The sequence below is a fragment of the Pseudonocardia sp. Ae150A_Ps1 genome, assembly GCF_001932315.1.
Taxonomy (GTDB): Bacteria; Actinomycetota; Actinomycetes; order Mycobacteriales; family Pseudonocardiaceae; genus Pseudonocardia.
In genome coordinates this window covers 2349084-2365425 of record NZ_MCIJ01000001.1, presented here as the reverse complement: position 1 = coordinate 2365425, position 16342 = coordinate 2349084, and the positions used below count along the sequence as shown (strand labels likewise).

Below are 16342 nucleotides of genomic sequence, written 5' to 3'. Positions count from 1 at the left end.
GACGCGGCCCCCCGTCACTGGGCCGAACGGCGCAGTGACGGACGGTGCCGGACGGACGTCTCACGCGACGGCACGGCGGTGTCCCAGCCGGAACCCGCGGTAGCCGTCCCGGGCGACGTCGGCGCACGTGCCGGCGTAGCGGGCGAACCCGCCGGCGTAGGGCATGAACACGCTCGGCTTCCCGGGGACGTTCGCCCCCAGGTACCAGGAGGTGGCGGCGCGGGGCAGCAGCGTCGCGTCGGCCGCCTCCCGGTTGTGCTCGCCCCACGCCTGCTCGGCGCCGGGGTCGGCCTCGATCCGGTCGGCGCCGGTGGCGCGCAGGTGGGCCAGGCACCCGGCGATCCAGTCGACGTGCTGCTCGATCGAGCTCGGCATGTTGGTCAGCACCGACGGGCTGAACGGCCCGGTGATCGTGAACAGGTTGGGGAAGCCGGAGACCGCCAGGCCCAGGTAGGTCCGCGGGCCGTCCCACCAGGCGCTGCGCAGCGACGTGCCGTCCGGGCCGGTCGGGTCGAGCCGCAGCAGCGGGCCGGTGAGCGCGTCGAAACCGGTGGCGAACACGATGTCGTCGAGCTCGTGCACGGCGCCCGAGCGCAGCCGCAGACCCTCCGGGACGACGGCCTCGACCGGGTCGGCCCGGACGTCGACGAGCGTCACGTCGTCGCGGTTGTACGTCTCGAAGTAGCCGGTGTCGATCGGCGGGCGCTTGGTGGCGAACCCGTGGTCGTGCGGCAGGAGCCGGGCCGCGGTCTCCGGGTCGCGCACGATCTCCCGGATCCGGTCCCGCACGAACTCCGATGCGGTCTCGTTCGCCTCCTCGTCGGCGAGCAGGTCGCGGTAGCTGGCCCGGAAGCGCAGGCCGCCGCGCTCCCACGCGGCCCGGTAGACGCCGTCCCGCTCGGCCGCGTCCACCTCCAGGGCCGACTGCGGGTTGACGACGAACGGGTGCCCGTTCGCCGAGGCGGCCTGCACGGCGCGGATGTCCGCGTAGTCCGCCTTGTAGGAGCGCGACTCGGCCTCGGACAGGGGGCCGTTGCGGGCCGGGACCGAGTAGTTCGGGGTGCGCTGCAGGACGGTCAGGTGCGCCGCCTCCCGCGCCAGCACCGGGATCGCCTGGATCCCGGTCGACCCGGTGCCGACGACGCCGACCTGCCGCCCCGTCACGTCGACGCCCTCGTGCGGCCACCGCCCGGTGTGGAACCAGCGCCCGGCGAACGTCTCCAGCCCCGGCAGGTCCGGGACGTTCGCCGCGGACAGGCAGCCGACCGCGGTGACCAGGAACCGGCAGTGCAGGTCGGTGCCCTCCTGCACCGAGACGGTCCAGCCGCGCCCGTCGGCATCCGCGCGGGCGCCGGTGACCGTCGTCGAGAACCGGATGTCGCGGCGCAGGTCGAACCGGTCCGCGACGTGGTCGAGGTAGGCTTTGATCTCCGGCTGCCGCGGGTACCGCTCGGTCCAGGTCCACTCCTGCTCGAGCTCGCGGTCGAACGAGTAGCAGTAGTAGTAGCTCTCCGAGTCGCACCGCGCCCCCGGTACCGGTTCCAGTACCAGGTCCCGCCGACGCCACCGGCCTGTTCCAGTACGACGGCGGACATCCCCAGCCCGCGCAGGCGGTGCAGCATGTAGAGCCCGGCGAAGCCGGCCCCGATCACGACCACGTCGAAATCGCGGTCCCCGACGTCGGTGTCGACCATGGGATCCAGACCAGCACGCCCGCGTGGGGCGGGGCAAGACCGCTCAGGAGATCCAGGTCTTGAGCTTCTCGAACATCCCGTTGACGTCGGAGGTCATCGGGTTCACGTGCAGGTGGGTGATCCCGTTCTCGCGCAGCGCCGCGATCCGCTCGCGGACGTGACCCTCCGGCCCGATCAGCGCGACCTTGTCGATGAAGTCGTCCGGGAGGGCGGCCATGGCCTCCTCCTTCTTCCCGTCCAGGTAGAGGTCCTGCACGACCTTCGCCGCGTCGGCGTAGCCCTGCTTCGCGAAGACGGTGTTGTAGAAGTTCTTCCCCCGCGCGCCCATGCCGCCGATGTAGAGCGCGTACAGGCCGCGGGCCGCCTGGCGGGCCGGCTCGAACATCTCCTCCTCGAGCGCGCAGATGCCACCACCGGTGATCTGCAGCGGACCCAGCTCGGGGGCGCGCTTCGCGTAGCCCGCCTCCAGCGACGGCCCGAACACCTCCTGGATCTTCTCCGGCAGCACGACGTGCGGCAGCCAGCCGTTCGCGAGCTCGGCCGTCATCTGGAGGTTCTTCTCGCCCAGGGCGGCCACCCAGATCGGGATGTCTGACCGCTGAGGGTGGTTGATGATCTTCAGCGGCTTGCCGAGGCCGGTGCCGCCGGGCAGCGGGATCGGGTAGAGGCCGTCGTTGGTCAGTTTCTCGTCGCGCTTCCACACCTTCCGGCAGATCTCGATGATCTCGCGGGTGCGGCCGACCGGCTTGTCGTAGGGCACCCCGTGGAAGCCCTCGATCACCTGCGGCCCGGACGCGCCGAGCCCCAGGCTGAACCGGCCGCCGGACAGCGCGTCCAGGCCGGCCGCCGTCATCGCGGTGAGGGTGGGGGTGCGCGAGTAGATCGGGAGGATGGCCGACCCGATCTCGAGCCGCTCGGTGCGGGCCGCGAGGTAGCCGAGCAGGGAGACCGCGTCGAAGCTGTACGCCTCGGCGGCCCAGACGACGTCCAGGCCGGCGCGTTCCATGTCGGTGACCGCGTCCGCGTTGCGGATCGGGTCGTCGCCGTAGGGGAGAACCGTGGAGAGCTTCACCCTCCGGTGAGTAGTCGTAAGTTACTCGCGGGTCAAGTCCACGCGCGGCCGAACCCGACTCGCGATAGGGGGGTTAGCCGCACTGCCGGGCGGGTACGTCCGCCGGTCTCATGGAGGCATGACGCTCGAGGCAGCACCTCCCCGCTCCACCCCCGAGAAGCGGACGCCGCCGCCGATGACCGAGGGGCAGCGCCCGCCCGGCGCGATGTTCCTGGTGGGGGTCTTCGTGATCCTCCCGACGCTCGCGCTGTTCACCGCGGTCCCGCTCGCGTGGGGCTGGGGGCTCGGCTGGGTCGACGTGGCGCTGTTCGCGGTCTTCTACCTGATCAGCGGTCTCGGCGTGACCGTCGGTTTCCACCGGTACTTCACGCACGGCTCGTTCAAGGCGAAGCGCCCGCTGCGGATCGCGCTGGCGGTCGCGGGCAGCATCGCCCTGCAGGGCAGCGTCCTGGACTGGGTCGGTGACCACCGCCGGCACCACGCGTTCTCCGACAAGGAGGGCGACCCGCACTCGCCGTGGCTCTACGGCACCGGCGCGAAGGCGCTGGTCAAGGGCTTCTGGCACTCGCACATGGGCTGGCTGTTCGACCGCGACCTGACCAACATGAAGCGGTTCGCGCCGGACCTCCTCGAGGACAAGGACATGATGCGGGTCGGCCGGGCCTTCCCGCTGATCGTCGTGATCAGCCTGCTCGGCCCGGCGCTGATCGGTGGCCTCGTCACGATGTCCTGGTGGGGCGCGTTCACCGCGTTCTTCTGGGCCGGTCTGGTCCGCGTCGCGGTCCTGCACCACGTCACCTGGTCGATCAACTCGATCTGCCACATCTGGGGCGAGCGTCCCTTCGCCTCCCGCGACAAGTCCGCCAACGTCTGGTGGCTGGCGGTGCTGTCCTTCGGCGAGTCGTGGCACAACCTGCACCACGCCGACCCGACCTGCGCCCGGCACGGCGTCAAGAAGGGCCAGATCGACATCTCGGCGCTGGTCATCCGCGGCTTCGAGAAGCTCGGCTGGGCGACCAACGTCCGCTGGCCCACCAGCCGGCGGCTGGAGAAGCTGTCCGCCAAGAAGCAGGCCGCTGCCGCTGCCTGACCCTCGCGTCGTCGTACGACCGGCCCCGCACCGATCCGGTGCGGGGCCTCGTCGTGTCCGGGGGACCCGTGGCTCAGCGGCGGGGCCTGCCGCGGCGGGCCGTCCGTCGTCGGGCGGTGGGTCGCTTCGCGGGGGTGTGAGCCGGGGCGTCCTCCCGGCGCGGGGTGCGGGAGCTGTTGACCGTGCGGCCCCGGACGATCCCGATGAACTGCTCCAACAGGTCGGAGGTCTCCGCGTCCGGCCAGGTCAGCACGACGCTCGACGCCGGGGCCCCGGCCAGCGGCCGGTAGGTGAGATCCCGGCGGTGGTGGAGCCGGGCCAGCGACTGCGGGACGACGAGCACGCCGACGCCCGCGGCGACGAGCTCGACCGCCTCGGCGGTCGTGGCGGGGACGACGGTCGCCGCCGTCCCCGGCCCGTCGCCGTCCCAGCCGAGGGTCCCGTCCGCGGGATGCAGGACCACCTCGTCGGCCAGGTCCTCGACGGTGACCTCGTCGGCGGCGGTGACCACGTGGTCCTTCGGGACGACGACCACGGTGGCCTCGGTGTAGAGCGGGATCGCGTGCAGGCCGGTCCGGTCGATCGGCAGCCGGACGACACCGGCGTCCACCGCGCCCGACCGGACGGCGTCCTCCGCCTCGGCGGCGCCCACCGTGACCAGGTCCAGCGGGACGTCGGGCACGCGCTCGGCCCACATGCGGGCCCACTTGCCCGGTGTGACGCCCGGGACGTAGCCGAGCCGGAAGGATGCGGGGGCGCCCGGGTCGGTCACCGGTCCAGGCTATCCGCCGGTGACGGGCCCGCCTGCCGGCCCTCGATACCCTTGCGGGATGACGCCGCAGAAGTCCAGCCAGACGATGAAGCCCGCGACGGCGGCGAAGAAGCTCGGTGTGTTCCTCGACGCGACCCCCGCCGAGTTCCGGGACGGTGAGATCTCGCGCGACGAGCTCAACGCCCTGCAGGCCGACCCGCCCGAGTGGCTGCGCGACCTCCGCCGGGACGGTCCGCACCCGCGCCCCGTCGTCGCGGACAGGCTCGGGGTGTCGATCTCCGGGCTGGCCCGCGCCGGTATCACCGAGCCGCTGACCACCGAGCAGATCGCGGCGGTGAAGGAGGAGCAGCCCGAGTGGCTGCGCCGCGAGCGCAACACCCGCGCGGAGGCCGACCGGGAGGCCGCGCGGCTGAAGGCCGAGCGGTCCGGGAACCGCCAGGGGAAGTAGCCGGCCGAACGAGGACCGGACCTGTCCGCGATGCCCGGCACGATGACGGGCATGACGACATACGTGCTGGTCCCGGGGTTCTGGCTGGGTGCGTGGGCGTGGGACGCGGTCGCGGCGGACCTGCGTGGCCGCGGCCACCACGTCGTGGCGGTCGAGCTCGGCCACGACCCGCAGGACACGGCCGAGTCCCACGTCGACGACGTCCTCGCCGCGCTCGCGGAACTCGGCGGGCCGGGCGTGCTCGTGGGGCACAGCGGTGGTGGCCCGGTCTGCGCCGCGGCCGCCGAGCGGGCCCGGGAACGGGTCGCGCACCTGGTATTCGTCGACACCGGCCCGCTGCCCGACGGCATGGCGCAGATCGACTTCACCGAGCCGTCCGTGCAGGAGCGGACCCGGGCGGCGATCGCCGGGCACGGTTCCGGGCAGCCGATGCCGTCCCGCTCGGAGTTCGACGAGCTCGGGACGAGCACGGAGGGCATCCCGGACGCGCTGTTCGAGGACGTCCGCGCCCGGTCGCTGGTCGAGCCCGCAGGGGCCGTGCTGACCGGCGTGCAGCGGGGGACGCCTGACCCTGCGCTGCCGAAGACCGTCGTGGCCTGCAGCTTCGCCCCGGACGACGTGCGCCCGCTGATCGAGGCGGGGGTGCCGGGCTTCGCCGAGATGGGCGGGCCGGAGTGGTCGTTCGCGGCGCTGCCGACCGGGCACTGGCCGATGCTCTCCGAGCCCGTGCGGCTCGCGGGCCTCCTCGACGGCCTGCGGTAGCACCGGCGGTGGCCGGGACGGATCGCCCGGCGTGACCCGCGAGCCGGCCGGAGCGCCCCACGAGTGGCACGCCGTCAACCCGGGCCCGATGCCGACGGGTGCATGGCGCGCCATTCGGCCGCACGGGCCCGTCACAGTCCGACGATCCCGGACCCGCCCGGGAGCTGATCCGGGCACGCAGCATCCCCGCCGAGATGCGCACGAGCGCGAATTGTCGATCACCGGACGACGCTGGGCTGCATCTCGGCGGGGGCGGACCGGCGCGGGGCGGACCGGCGCGGGCGGACCGGTGGGGCGGGCCCGGACACGACGACGCCCGGGCCGGTCGGAACCGGGCCCGGGCGTCGTGTGGAGCTACGCGACGATCAGATGTCGTAGCGGTCGGCCGTCATGACCTTGTCCCACGCGGCGACGAAGTCCTGCACGAACTTGTCGCCGGCGTCGGCGCTGGCGTAGACCTCGGCGACCGCGCGCAGCTCGGAGTTCGAGCCGAACACCAGGTCGGCACGGGTGCCGGTCCACACCTTCTGGCCGGTGGCGGTGTCGACGGCCTCGAAGGCGTCGTCGTCACCGGCGACGGACTTCCACTCGATCCCGGCCGAGAGCAGGGTCGTGAAGAAGTCGTTGGTCAGGGTGCCCGGCTTGTCGGTGAGCACGCCGGCGGTGTTGCCACCGGTGTTCGCGCCCAGCACCCGCAGGCCGCCGACCAGCACGGTCAGCTCCGGCGCCGTGACGCCGAGCAGGTTCGCGCGGTCCACGAGCTGGTACTCCGCCGGGAGGCGGTTCTCCTTGCCCAGGACGTTGCGGAACCCGTCGGTCGTCGGCTCCAGGTAGGAGAACGACTCGACGTCGGTCTGCTCCTGGGTCGCGTCGGTGCGGCCCGGGACGAACGGCACGGTGACGTCGTGCCCGGCGTCCTTGGCGGCCTTCTCGACACCCGCGGCGCCGGCGAGGACGACCAGGTCGGCGAAGGAGATCTTCTTGCCGCCGGACAGCGAGCCGTTGACGTCGGCCTGGATCGACTCCAGCTTCGAGATCACGGTGTTGAGCCGGGCCGGGTCGTTGACCGCCCAGCTGCGCTGCGGCTCCAGGCGGATGCGGCCGCCGTTGGCGCCGCCCCGCTTGTCCGAGGTGCGGAACGACGAGGCCGCGGCCCACGCCGTCGACACCAGCTCGGAGACCGACAGGCCCGACTCGAGCACCTTCGCCTTGATCGACGCGACGTCGTCGGCGGAGACGAGCTCGTGGTCCACGGCCGGGACCGGGTCCTGCCAGAGCAGCTCCTCCTGCGGGACCCAGGCGCCGATGTAGCGCTCACGCGGACCCATGTCGCGGTGGGTCAGCTTGTACCAGGCGCGGGCGAAGGCGTCCTCGAACTCCTGCGGGTTGTCCCGGAAGCGGAGCGAGATCTCCTTGTAGATCGGGTCGAACCGCAGGGAGAGGTCGGTGGTGAGCATCGTCGGCTTGCGCGCCGGGTAGCCCTCCTCCGGGTCCGGGATGATCGCCTCGGCGTCCTTGGCGACGTACTGCCAGGCGCCGGTCGGGGACTTCTCGACCTCCCACTCGTACTTGAAGAGGAAGTCGAAGAAGTCGTGGCTCCACCGGTTCGGGGTGCGGGTCCAGGTGACCTCCAGACCCGAGGTGATGGCGTCACGGCCCTTGCCGGAACCGAAGCTCTGCTTCCAGCCGAGACCCTGCTCGGTGATGTCGGCGCCCTCGGGCTCCGGACCGACGTTGCCGTTCTCGTCGGGGTTCGCCGCACCGTGGGTCTTGCCGAGGGTGTGGCCGCCGGCGATCAGCGCGACGGTCTCCTCGTCGTTCATCGCCATCCGGCCGAAGGTCTCGCGGATGTCGCGGGCCGCGGCGACCGGGTCGTGGTTGGCGTCCGGGCCCTCCGGGTTGACGTAGATCAGACCCATGTGGGAGGCGCCGAGCGGCTTCTCCAGCTCGCGGTGCGCGACGTCGGTGCTGCCGCCGTAGCGCGCCTCGTTGCCGAGCCAGGTCGTCTCGGCACCCCAGTAGACGTCCTCGTCCGGCTCCCAGACGTCGGCGCGGCCACCGGCGAAGCCGAAGGTCGTGAAGCCCGAGACCTCCAGCGCGCGGTTGCCCGCGAAGATCATCAGGTCGGCCCAGGAGACGGTGCGGCCGTACTTCTGCTTGACCGGCCACAGCAGACGGCGGGCCTTGTCCAGGTTGCCGTTGTCGGGCCAGCTGTTCAGGGGGGCGAAGCGCTGCATGCCGGCGCCGGCGCCGCCACGGCCGTCGAAGGTCCGGTAGGTGCCTGCCGAGTGCCAGGCCATCCGGATGAAGAACCCGGCGTAGCTGCCGTGGTCGGCGGGCCACCAGTCCTGCGAGGTGGTGATGACCGCGTCGACGTCGCGGGCCAGCTCGTCGAGGTCGACGGTCGCGAACGCGGCCGCGTAGTCGAACTCGCCGTGGAACGGGTCGGACGCGGGCTGGTGCTTGCGGAGGACCTTCAGGTTGAGCTGGTTCGGCCACCAGTCGATGTTGCCGCCACCCTCGGTGGGGTGCGGGATGCGGCCGTGGGCGACCGGGCAGCCCCCGTCCTCCTCCCTGTTCAGCTCGCCCTCGACGGTTACCTTCTCGTCAGACACGGGAAATCCTTCCGGGTTCTGTGGTGGTGGAGCAGTCGGGGCACCGTCCCCAGTAGACGACCTCGGCCTCGTCGATCACGAAGCCGCTGCTGTCGGAGGCGGTGAGGCAGGGCGCTGCGCCGACGGCGCAGTCGACGTCGGCGATGGCCCCGCAGGACCGGCAGACGACGTGGTGGTGGTTGTCCCCCACCCGTGCCTCGTAGCGGGCGACGGAGCCCGTCGGCTGGATGCGCCGCACGAGTCCCGCGCCGGTGAGGGCCTTCAGGACGTCGTAGACGGCCTGGTGGGACACCTCGCCGAGATCGTTCCGCACGGCCCGGATGATCGAGTCCGTGTCCGCGTGCGGATGATCGTGCACGGCGTGCAGAACGGCCACCCGAGGGCGCGTCACACGCAGCGCGGCCCCGCGCAGCATGCCCTCGTGGTCCGAATCGGTCGACACGGCTGCGAGCCTGCCGTCGTTTCTGGAACGAGTCAAGTTTCGGCGTGTCTCATTTTCAGACGGTGGAGCGCTCCCGGTCCGCCCAGTACGGTGCCCGCAGGTCCTTCTTGAGGATCTTGCCGGTCGGGTTGCGCGGCAGCTCCTCCAGGACGTCGACGGACTTCGGGACCTTGAACGACGCGAGGTGCGCGCGGGCGTGCGCGAGGAGGCCGTCGGCGTCGACCGTCGCGCCCGGCGCGGCGACCACGCAGGCCTTCGGCACCTCGCCCCAGCGCTCGTCGGGGACACCGATGACGGCGACGTCGCCGACCGTCGGGTGCTCCGCCAGGACGCGCTCGATCTCCGCCGGGTACACGTTCTCCCCACCGGACACGATCATGTCCTTGATCCGGTCGGTGACGTAGACGTAGCCGTCGGCGTCGACGTGCCCGCCGTCGCCGGACCGCAGCCAGCCGTCGGCCGTGACCGCCGACGCGGTGGCGTCCGGCTTGCGCCAGTACCCGCTCATCAGCTGGTCGGTCCGCACCCAGATCTCACCCGGCTCGCCGGTCGGGACCGGGTCGCCGGTCGCGGGGTCGCGCACCTCGATCTCGACGCCGGTGATCGGCTTCCCGGCCGAGACAAGGCGGTGGGCGACGGCCGTGTCGGTGTGGTCCTCCGGCCCGAGCGAGCTGACCACGCCGCAGGCCTCGGTCATGCCGTACACCTGGTGCAGCCGGGGCCCGAACAGCTCCAGGCTGGCGCGCATGACGGGTAGCGGCATCGGCGAGGCGCCGTAGGAGATGGCCCGCATCGACGAGTAGTCCCGGTCCGCTGCGCCGGGCACCTGGGTCATGGCGCCCATCAGCGCCGGCACCCAGAACGTGTGCGTGATCCGCTCCGCCGCGACCATGTCGAGCAGGGCGGCCGGGTCGGGCATCCGGGCCATCACGATCCGCGCGCCCTGCGCGAGCGCGACGAACGCGTAGCTGGTCCCGCCGACGTGGAACAGCGGCATCGCGACCTGCACGACGTCGGACGGGGTCAGCCCGAAGTCGGCGGTGACGTGGGCGGCGTGCGCGAGCATCGCGCCGTGGGTGAGCATCGCGCCCTTCGGGAAGCGGGTCGTGCCCGAGGTGTAGAGCTGCACGAAGCACTCGCCGGGCGCGGCGTCGTAGGGCTCGGGGTCGGGATCGCCCGCGGCGAGGAACGCCTCGTACTCGTCCGCCTCACCGCCCACCTGCAGCACCCGGCGCACCGAGCTCATCCGGTCCCGCAGTTGCGCGGCCGCCGCGGCGAACTCCGGCCCGACCAACAGCAGCCGCGCCTGGGCGTCGTCGATCACGTAGAGGATCTCCGGCGGGGCCAGCCGGAAGTTGACCACCGCGTTCGCCGCGCCGATCCGCGCGCAGGCCAGCGACAGCTCCAGGCAGGACGGGTGGTTGAGATCGAGGACGGCGACCCGGTCGCCGGGGCCGATCCCCTCCGCCCGGAGCGCGGACGCCAGCCTGCGCACCCGCTCGTCGAGCTCGGACCAGGTCCGGCGGACGTCGCCGAAGCGCAACGCCTCGTCGTCCGGGCGTCCGGCCGCGTGCGTGCGCAGCAGGGACGAGACGGTGCTGTTCGGATCGATCACGACGGGTACTCCCGGACGGCTCGGCTCTGAGCATGTGACGCGGGTCATCCTGTCCGTTTCGTCGCGCTCCCGCCAGGGCCGGTCGGCCGTATGCGTCCCGCTCACGGCCCCGGTTCCCGGGTGGATCCGGTACTGGGTCAGGATGGCCGGGCACGCGGCACCCGGGAACGCCCGGGCACAGCCACGCGACCATGCGGGAGGCCCACGTGCAGGAGACTGCACCCGCCGAGCCCGGGCGGATCACCGTCGAGGGGCTCGGCAAGCGGTTCGGGCCGGTCGAGGCGGTGCGCGACCTGTCGTTCACCGTCGAGCCGGGCTCGGTGACCGGGTTCCTCGGCCCGAACGGGTCGGGCAAGACGACGACGCTGCGGATGATCCTCGGACTGGTCGTCCCGACGTCCGGCCGGGCACTGATCGACGACGTGCCGTTCGCCGAGCTGGAGTCGCCGGGGAAGGTCGTCGGCGCGGTCCTCGAGGTGCAGGGGGTGCACCCCAAGCGCACCGCGCGGGCCCACCTGCGGGCGGCCGCGGCCGCGATCGGCGTCGCGGACTCCCGGGTCGACGAGGTGCTCGGGCTGGTCGGCCTGGCCGCTGCCGCCGACCGTCCGGCCGGGGACTTCTCGCTCGGCATGAACCAGCGGCTCGCGCTGGCCGTGGCGCTGCTCGGTGATCCCCGGATCCTCGTCCTGGACGAGCCCGGCAACGGCCTCGACCCGGACGGCATCGCCTGGCTGCGTTCGTTCGTGAACGCCTTCGCGGCGTCCGGGCGCAGTGTGATCGTGTCGTCGCACCAGCTCGCCGAGATGGAGCTGATGGCGCAGCGGCTGGTCGTCATCGACCGTGGCCGCTGCCGGTTCGACGGGGCCGTCTCCGAGCTGCGGGCCGGCCACGGCGCCCGGGTGCTCGTGCGGGCGGCGGACCCCGCGAGGCTGGCGGAGACGCTGGTCGCGGAGGGACTGACCGAGGTCGACAAGATCGACGACGGCTGGCTGGCCGTCGGCGGGACCGACGCGGTCCGGGTCGGCGACCTGGCACTCACCGCCGGCGTCGCCGTGTACGGCATGACCGAGGAGCGGGTGGGTCTGGAGCAGATGTTCCTGCGCCTGCTCTCGGGTGGGGAGGCGGCATGAAGCTCGGTGCTCCGCACCGCTGGACCGCGGTGCTCTCCGGCGAGGTCCGGCGCACACTGTCGACGAGACTGTGGTGGCTGCTGCTGATCCCGGTGGTGCTGCTGGCGCTCGCGATGAGCCTGTTCGGCAGCCTGATCACGCTGCTCGTCCCGGCCGCGACCGACACCTCGGCGATCCTCATGCTCACCGGGCTGGCCTCGGCGCTGAGCATGACCGCGATCATCGGCGCGGCGTTCGGGGCGCTGCTCGCCGCGGGCGAGTACCGGCACCGGACGATCACGCTCGCGTTCCTCACCGGGTCACGGATACAGGTGCTCGGCGGGAAGGTCGTGGTCGCCGCCGTCGTCGCCGCGGCGTACGGGCTCGTGGTCGCGGTGCTCGGGCCGCTGCTCGGCGGCGCCGTGCTGGGCGGGCAGCAGCTGCCGACCTGGGGCCAGCTGGCCGGCCTGGGCGCGGTCGGCGTGCTGGTCTGTGCGCTGTGGGGCGTGCTCGGTGTCGCCGTCGGGACGCTGGTGCCGAACCAGCCCGGCGCGGTGTCGCTGACCGTGGGCTACCTGCTGATCGGCGAGAACGTGGTGTCCGCGGCCCTGCAGGCCGGGGGCTCGCCGTCCGGGGACCCGTCGGTGTTCGCCCGCATCACCCCGTTCCTCCCGGGCAACGCCGGCGATCTCGCGCTGTACGAGGCGCCGGTCTCGGCGGCCGGGACGGACGCGCGGACGGTGCTGGAGTTCCTCGCCGGGGTGAGCGCTCCGCCGCCGGGCTGGGTCGCACTGCTCGTCCTGGCCGCCTGGGCGGTCGCCGGGGTGGCGCTGGCGGTCGTCGTCGGCGGACGTCGCGACATCACCTGAGGGGCACCCGCCTCGCCGGGCGCGGGACTGTCGGGGGGCGGGCATAGCCTGATCCCGTGTCCCGATCCACCGCTCCCTCCCGCCCGGGCTGGATCCGCCGTCTGGCCGGAGCCTGCCTGAAGCACCGTCGCGTCACCGTCGGCGCGCTGGTCGCGTCCATGGCGGGGGTCGGGCTGGAGGCCGTCGGCCCGCTGCTGATCCGCGAGGGCGTGAACGGTGTGGTCGGCGGGGACCCGGGTGTGCTCACGCCCGTGGTGGCGGGCCTGCTCGTGCTCGGCGTGCTGAAGTTCGGTGGCGCCTTCGTCCGTCGCTATCTGGGCGGGCGGATGGCGCTCGACGTCCAGCACGACCTGCGGCGCGCCGTGTTCGCCGCGGTCCAGCGGATGGACGGGGTCCGCCAGGACCGGCTGCGCACCGGGCAGGTCGCGTCCCGGTCGATCTCCGACCTGCAGCTCGTGCAGGGCTTCCTGTCGATGGTGCCGTTGTCGGCGGGCACCGTCGTGCTCGTCGTCGTCGCGGTGTCGGCGATGCTGTGGCTGTCGCCGCTGCTGACGGTCATCACGCTGGTGATGCTGCCGCTGGCGTTCCTCGCGACCAACCGGATCCGCCGCACGCTCTTCCCCGCCACGTGGTCCGCCCAGCAGCGGGCGGCCGAGATCGCCCAGCAGGTCGAGGAGACCGTCACCGGGGTCCGGGTGGTCAAGGGCTTCGGGCAGGAGTCGCGCGAGATCACGGCGCTGGAGGGGCGCGCCCACCGGCTCTACGGTGAGCGGCTGCGTGCGGCCGGTCTCACCGCGCGGCTGAACCCGGCCCTGCTCGCGCTGCCCGGCCTCGGGCAGGTGGCAGTGATCGGCGTCGGCGGCTGGATGGCCGCGCAGGGGTCGATCGACCTCGCCACCTTCCTGGCCTTCACGACCTACGTCGGGATGCTCGTCGGCCCGGCGCGGCTGATCGGCGCGCTGGTCGTCACCGGCCAGCTCACCCGGGCCGCCGCGGAGCGGGTCTACGAGATCGTCGACGCCGAGCCGGGGATCGTGGACCCGGACCGCCCGCGGGAGCTGCCCGCGGGCCCGCTGACCGTCGAGCTCGACCGGGTCCGGTTCGGCTACGAGCCCGCCGGGTCCGGGCCCGACGGGGACGCCGCTCCCGATCCGGTGCTCGACGACCTGTCGCTGCGCGTCGAACCGGGGGAGACGCTGGCGCTGGTCGGGCCACCGGGATCGGGCAAGTCGACGGTCGCCCTGCTGCTGCCCCGGTTCTACGATCCGCAGGCGGGGAGCCTGCGGATCGGCGGGACCGACCTGCGCGAGCTGCGCCTGCACGACCTGCGCGCCGAGCTGGGTGTGGTGTTCGAGGAGGCCTTCCTCTTCTCCGACTCGATCCGGAACAACATCGCCTACGGCCGGCCCGACGCGAGCGACGACGAGATCCGGGCCGCCGCGGAGGCGGCCCAGGTGGCGGGGTTCGTCGAGGAGCTCCCCGACGGGTACGACACCGAGATCGGCGAGCGCGGGCTGACGCTGTCCGGCGGGCAGCGTCAGCGGATCGCGCTGGCCCGGGCCATGCTCACCCGTCCCCGGGTGCTGCTGCTCGACGACGCGACGTCCGCGGTCGACACCGCCACCGAGGCGGCGATCCACGCGACGCTGCACGACCTGACGGCCGACCGGACGACGCTGCTGGTCGCCCACCGGCGCTCGACGCTCGCCCTGGCCGACCGGATCGCGGTGCTCGACCGCGGCCGCGTGGTCGACCTCGGCACCGAGGACGAGCTGCGCGGGCGCTGTGCGCTGTTCCGGGAGCTGCTGGCGACCGGGCCTGCCGACGAGCTCGGGGGGTCCGGGCCGCCGGATGTCCCGGCCCTCGCCCCCGGGAACGGTGCGGTGTCCGGGAACGGCGCGACGGCACCGACCGGGAGCGCCACCCCGGAGCTCTGGCCCGACGTGGACCACCCCGAGGACCCGGACCGTGCACTCGGCCGGGAGGCCGGTGGCGGGGCCGCGGGCTGGGCGGGTGGCATCAGTGCCACCCCGGAACTGCTCGACGCCGTCGCGAAGCTGCCACCGGCGGACGAGTCACCGCGGCTGCGGGGTGAGGGGGACCCGACGGCACCGGATCCGGAGTTCCGGCTCTCGTCGCTGCTCCGCCCGGTCCGCCGGCTGCTGGTGCTGGGCGTCGCGCTGATGGCCGCCGACGCGCTGGCCACCCTGGCGCTGCCGAGCATCGCCCGGGTCGCGGTCGACTCCGGGATCGTGGGGACCTCGGGCCGGGTGCTGCTGATCGCCGCCCTGGCCGGGCTGCTGATCGTGCTGGCCGACGCCGTCGTCGTGGGGCTCCAGACACTGGTCACCGCGCGGGCCGGCGAGAGCCTGCTCTACCTGCTGCGGCTGCGCAGCTACGCGCACCTGCAGCGGCTCGGGCTCGACTACTACGAGCGCGAGCTGTCCGGCCGGATCATGACGCGGATGACGACCGACGTGGACGCGCTGTCGACGTTCCTGCAGACCGGGCTGGCGCAGGCGGTGGTCAGCGTGCTGACGATCGGCGGCGTCGCGGTGGCCCTCGTCGCGACCGACGCCGAGCTCGCCCTCGTCGCCCTGGGCTGGCTGCTGCCGCTGCTCGTCCTCGGCACGGTCGTGTTCCGCCGGTTCTCCTCGCGGGCCTACGCCGAGGCGCGGGAACGGGTCAGCGTCGTCAACGCCGACCTGCAGGAGAACGTCAGCGGCGTGCGCATCGCGCAGGCCTACGTCCGCGAGGAGCTGAGCTACGACCGGTTCGGCGAGCGCTCGGACGCCTACCGCCGCTCCCGGCTGCGCGCGCAGCGCTACATCGCCCTGTACTTCCCGTTCGTCGCGTTCCTGTCCGACGTCGCGGGCGCGGTGGTGCTCGGCGTCGGCGGCATGATGATCGTCTCGGGGGAGATCACCGCGGGCATCCTGACCGCGTTCCTGCTGTACCTGACGCTGTCCTTCGGGCCGGTGCAGCAGCTCTCCCAGGTGTTCGACGGCTACCAGCAGGCCCGGGTCGGCCTGAACCGGATCTCCGACCTGCTGCGCACCCCCACCTCGGTGCCGGACCGTCCGGAGGACCCGGCCCCGGTGCCGGACCGGCTGCGCGGCGACGTGGAGCTCGACCACGTGACGTTCCGCTATCCCGGTGTCGACACCCCGGCGCTCGACGACGTGTCCCTGCGCGTCGCGGGGGGCGAGACCGTCGCGCTCGTCGGGGCGACCGGTGCCGGGAAGTCGACGCTGATCAAGCTGCTCGCCCGGTTCTACGACACCGGCGAGGGACAGGTCCGGGTCGACGGCGTCGACGTCCGCCGCTACCCGCTCGCCGGGTACCGGTCACGGCTCGGGGTGGTGCCGCAGGAGGCGCACCTGTTTACCGGCGACGTCGCGTCCAACATCGCCTACGGCCGACCCGACGCGTCGCCCGAGCGGATCGAGGACGCGGCCCGCGCGGTGGGCGCGCTCGATCTCGTGCGATCGCTGCCGTCGGGGTTCCGGACGCCGGTCGGGGAGCGCGGGCAGGGTCTGTCCGCCGGGCAGCGGCAGCTCGTCGCGCTGGCCCGCGCCGAACTCGTCGAGCCCGACGTGCTGATCTTCGACGAGGCGACCGCGGCGCTGGACCCGGCGACGGAGGCCTCGGTGCTCGCGGCGGGGGAGCGGGTCTCTCAGCGGCGCACGGCGTTCGTCGTCGCGCACCGGCTGCAGACGGCCCGCCGCTCGGACCGGATCGTCGAGGAGGGACCGCACGACGAGCTGGTGCGTGCCGGCGGCCGCTACGCCGCGCTGTGGCGTGCCGGCGAGCTGGAGCCGGAGCCGGACAGCCCGCTCGCCACGCAGCCCTGA

Annotated in this window: 12 protein-coding genes; 6 read left to right on the top strand and 6 right to left on the bottom strand. The window is 73.1% G+C overall.

The features are described from left to right. Positions 1-60 precede the first annotated feature (60 nt). Positions 61-1428, bottom strand: a complete 1368-nt coding sequence (locus tag Ae150APs1_RS10835; RefSeq protein WP_249266553.1) for an NAD(P)/FAD-dependent oxidoreductase — start codon at positions 1426-1428, stop codon at positions 61-63. Positions 1429-1737: 309 nt separating this feature from the next. Continuing rightward, positions 1738-2766, bottom strand: coding sequence for an LLM class F420-dependent oxidoreductase (locus Ae150APs1_RS10830; RefSeq protein ID WP_075297331.1), 1029 nt, complete (start codon positions 2764-2766; stop codon positions 1738-1740). Between the two features lie 175 nt (positions 2767-2941). On the opposite strand from Ae150APs1_RS10830, the gene Ae150APs1_RS10825 reads away from it, so the two are divergent. Further along, complete coding sequence (locus tag Ae150APs1_RS10825; RefSeq protein ID WP_083680060.1) at positions 2942-3856, top strand: acyl-CoA desaturase; 915 nt, start codon at positions 2942-2944, stop codon at positions 3854-3856. Between the two features lie 73 nt (positions 3857-3929). Here the strand turns inward: Ae150APs1_RS10825 and Ae150APs1_RS10820 are convergent, their stop codons facing one another. Continuing rightward, positions 3930-4628, bottom strand: coding sequence for a LysR substrate-binding domain-containing protein (locus Ae150APs1_RS10820; RefSeq protein WP_075297327.1), 699 nt, complete (start codon positions 4626-4628; stop codon positions 3930-3932). Between the two features lie 58 nt (positions 4629-4686). Between Ae150APs1_RS10820 and Ae150APs1_RS10815 the strand changes: the two genes are divergently transcribed. Continuing rightward, positions 4687-5076 (top strand): DUF5997 family protein, encoded by a 390-nt coding sequence (locus Ae150APs1_RS10815; protein WP_010225861.1) that lies wholly within the window; start codon positions 4687-4689, stop codon positions 5074-5076. Positions 5077-5127: 51 nt separating this feature from the next. Beyond that, complete coding sequence (locus tag Ae150APs1_RS10810; RefSeq protein WP_075301967.1) at positions 5128-5838, top strand: alpha/beta hydrolase; 711 nt, start codon at positions 5128-5130, stop codon at positions 5836-5838. 365 nt (positions 5839-6203) lie between these two features. Here the strand turns inward: Ae150APs1_RS10810 and katG are convergent, their stop codons facing one another. Genes katG through Ae150APs1_RS10795 form a run of 3 tightly spaced genes read right to left on the bottom strand, consistent with a single transcriptional unit; the run spans position 6204 to position 10510 of the window. After that, positions 6204-8453, bottom strand: coding sequence for a catalase/peroxidase HPI (gene katG, locus Ae150APs1_RS10805; protein ID WP_075297325.1), 2250 nt, complete (start codon positions 8451-8453; stop codon positions 6204-6206). Continuing rightward, the gene (locus Ae150APs1_RS10800) at positions 8446-8895 is read right to left on the bottom strand and encodes a Fur family transcriptional regulator (RefSeq protein WP_010229533.1); all 450 of its coding nucleotides are present in this window, start codon (positions 8893-8895) and stop codon (positions 8446-8448) included. Before Ae150APs1_RS10800 ends, katG begins: the two co-directional genes overlap by 8 nt. A gap of 55 nt (positions 8896-8950) precedes the next feature. Beyond that, positions 8951-10510: a long-chain-fatty-acid--CoA ligase gene (locus Ae150APs1_RS10795; protein WP_075297323.1), complete on the bottom strand. Its 1560-nt coding sequence runs from the start codon at positions 10508-10510 to the stop codon at positions 8951-8953. 206 nt (positions 10511-10716) lie between these two features. Here Ae150APs1_RS10795 and Ae150APs1_RS10790 point away from each other — a divergent pair, with 206 nt between their 5' ends. From Ae150APs1_RS10790 to Ae150APs1_RS10780, 3 genes are read left to right on the top strand one after another with little or no spacing between them, the layout of a single operon-like run. Next, positions 10717-11640 carry an ATP-binding cassette domain-containing protein gene (locus Ae150APs1_RS10790; protein ID WP_029239507.1) on the top strand — a complete coding sequence of 308 codons (924 nt, stop codon included), beginning with the start codon at positions 10717-10719 and terminating at the stop codon, positions 11638-11640. Further along, positions 11637-12488, top strand: a complete 852-nt coding sequence (locus Ae150APs1_RS10785; RefSeq protein ID WP_010229528.1) for an ABC transporter permease — start codon at positions 11637-11639, stop codon at positions 12486-12488. Before Ae150APs1_RS10790 ends, Ae150APs1_RS10785 begins: the two co-directional genes overlap by 4 nt. A 56-nt stretch (positions 12489-12544) precedes the next feature. Continuing rightward, positions 12545-16342: an ABC transporter ATP-binding protein gene (locus tag Ae150APs1_RS10780; protein ID WP_075297321.1), complete on the top strand. Its 3798-nt coding sequence runs from the start codon at positions 12545-12547 to the stop codon at positions 16340-16342.

Coding starts and splice junctions, on each gene's coding strand:
- Ae150APs1_RS10810 (WP_075301967.1), top strand. CDS start 5,128: ATGACGACATACGTGCTGGTCCCGGGGTTCTGGCTGGGTGCGTGGGCG.
- Ae150APs1_RS10815 (WP_010225861.1), top strand. CDS start 4,687: ATGACGCCGCAGAAGTCCAGCCAGACGATGAAGCCCGCGACGGCGGCG.
- Ae150APs1_RS10785 (WP_010229528.1), top strand. CDS start 11,637: ATGAAGCTCGGTGCTCCGCACCGCTGGACCGCGGTGCTCTCCGGCGAG.
- Ae150APs1_RS10825 (WP_083680060.1), top strand. CDS start 2,942: ATGACCGAGGGGCAGCGCCCGCCCGGCGCGATGTTCCTGGTGGGGGTC.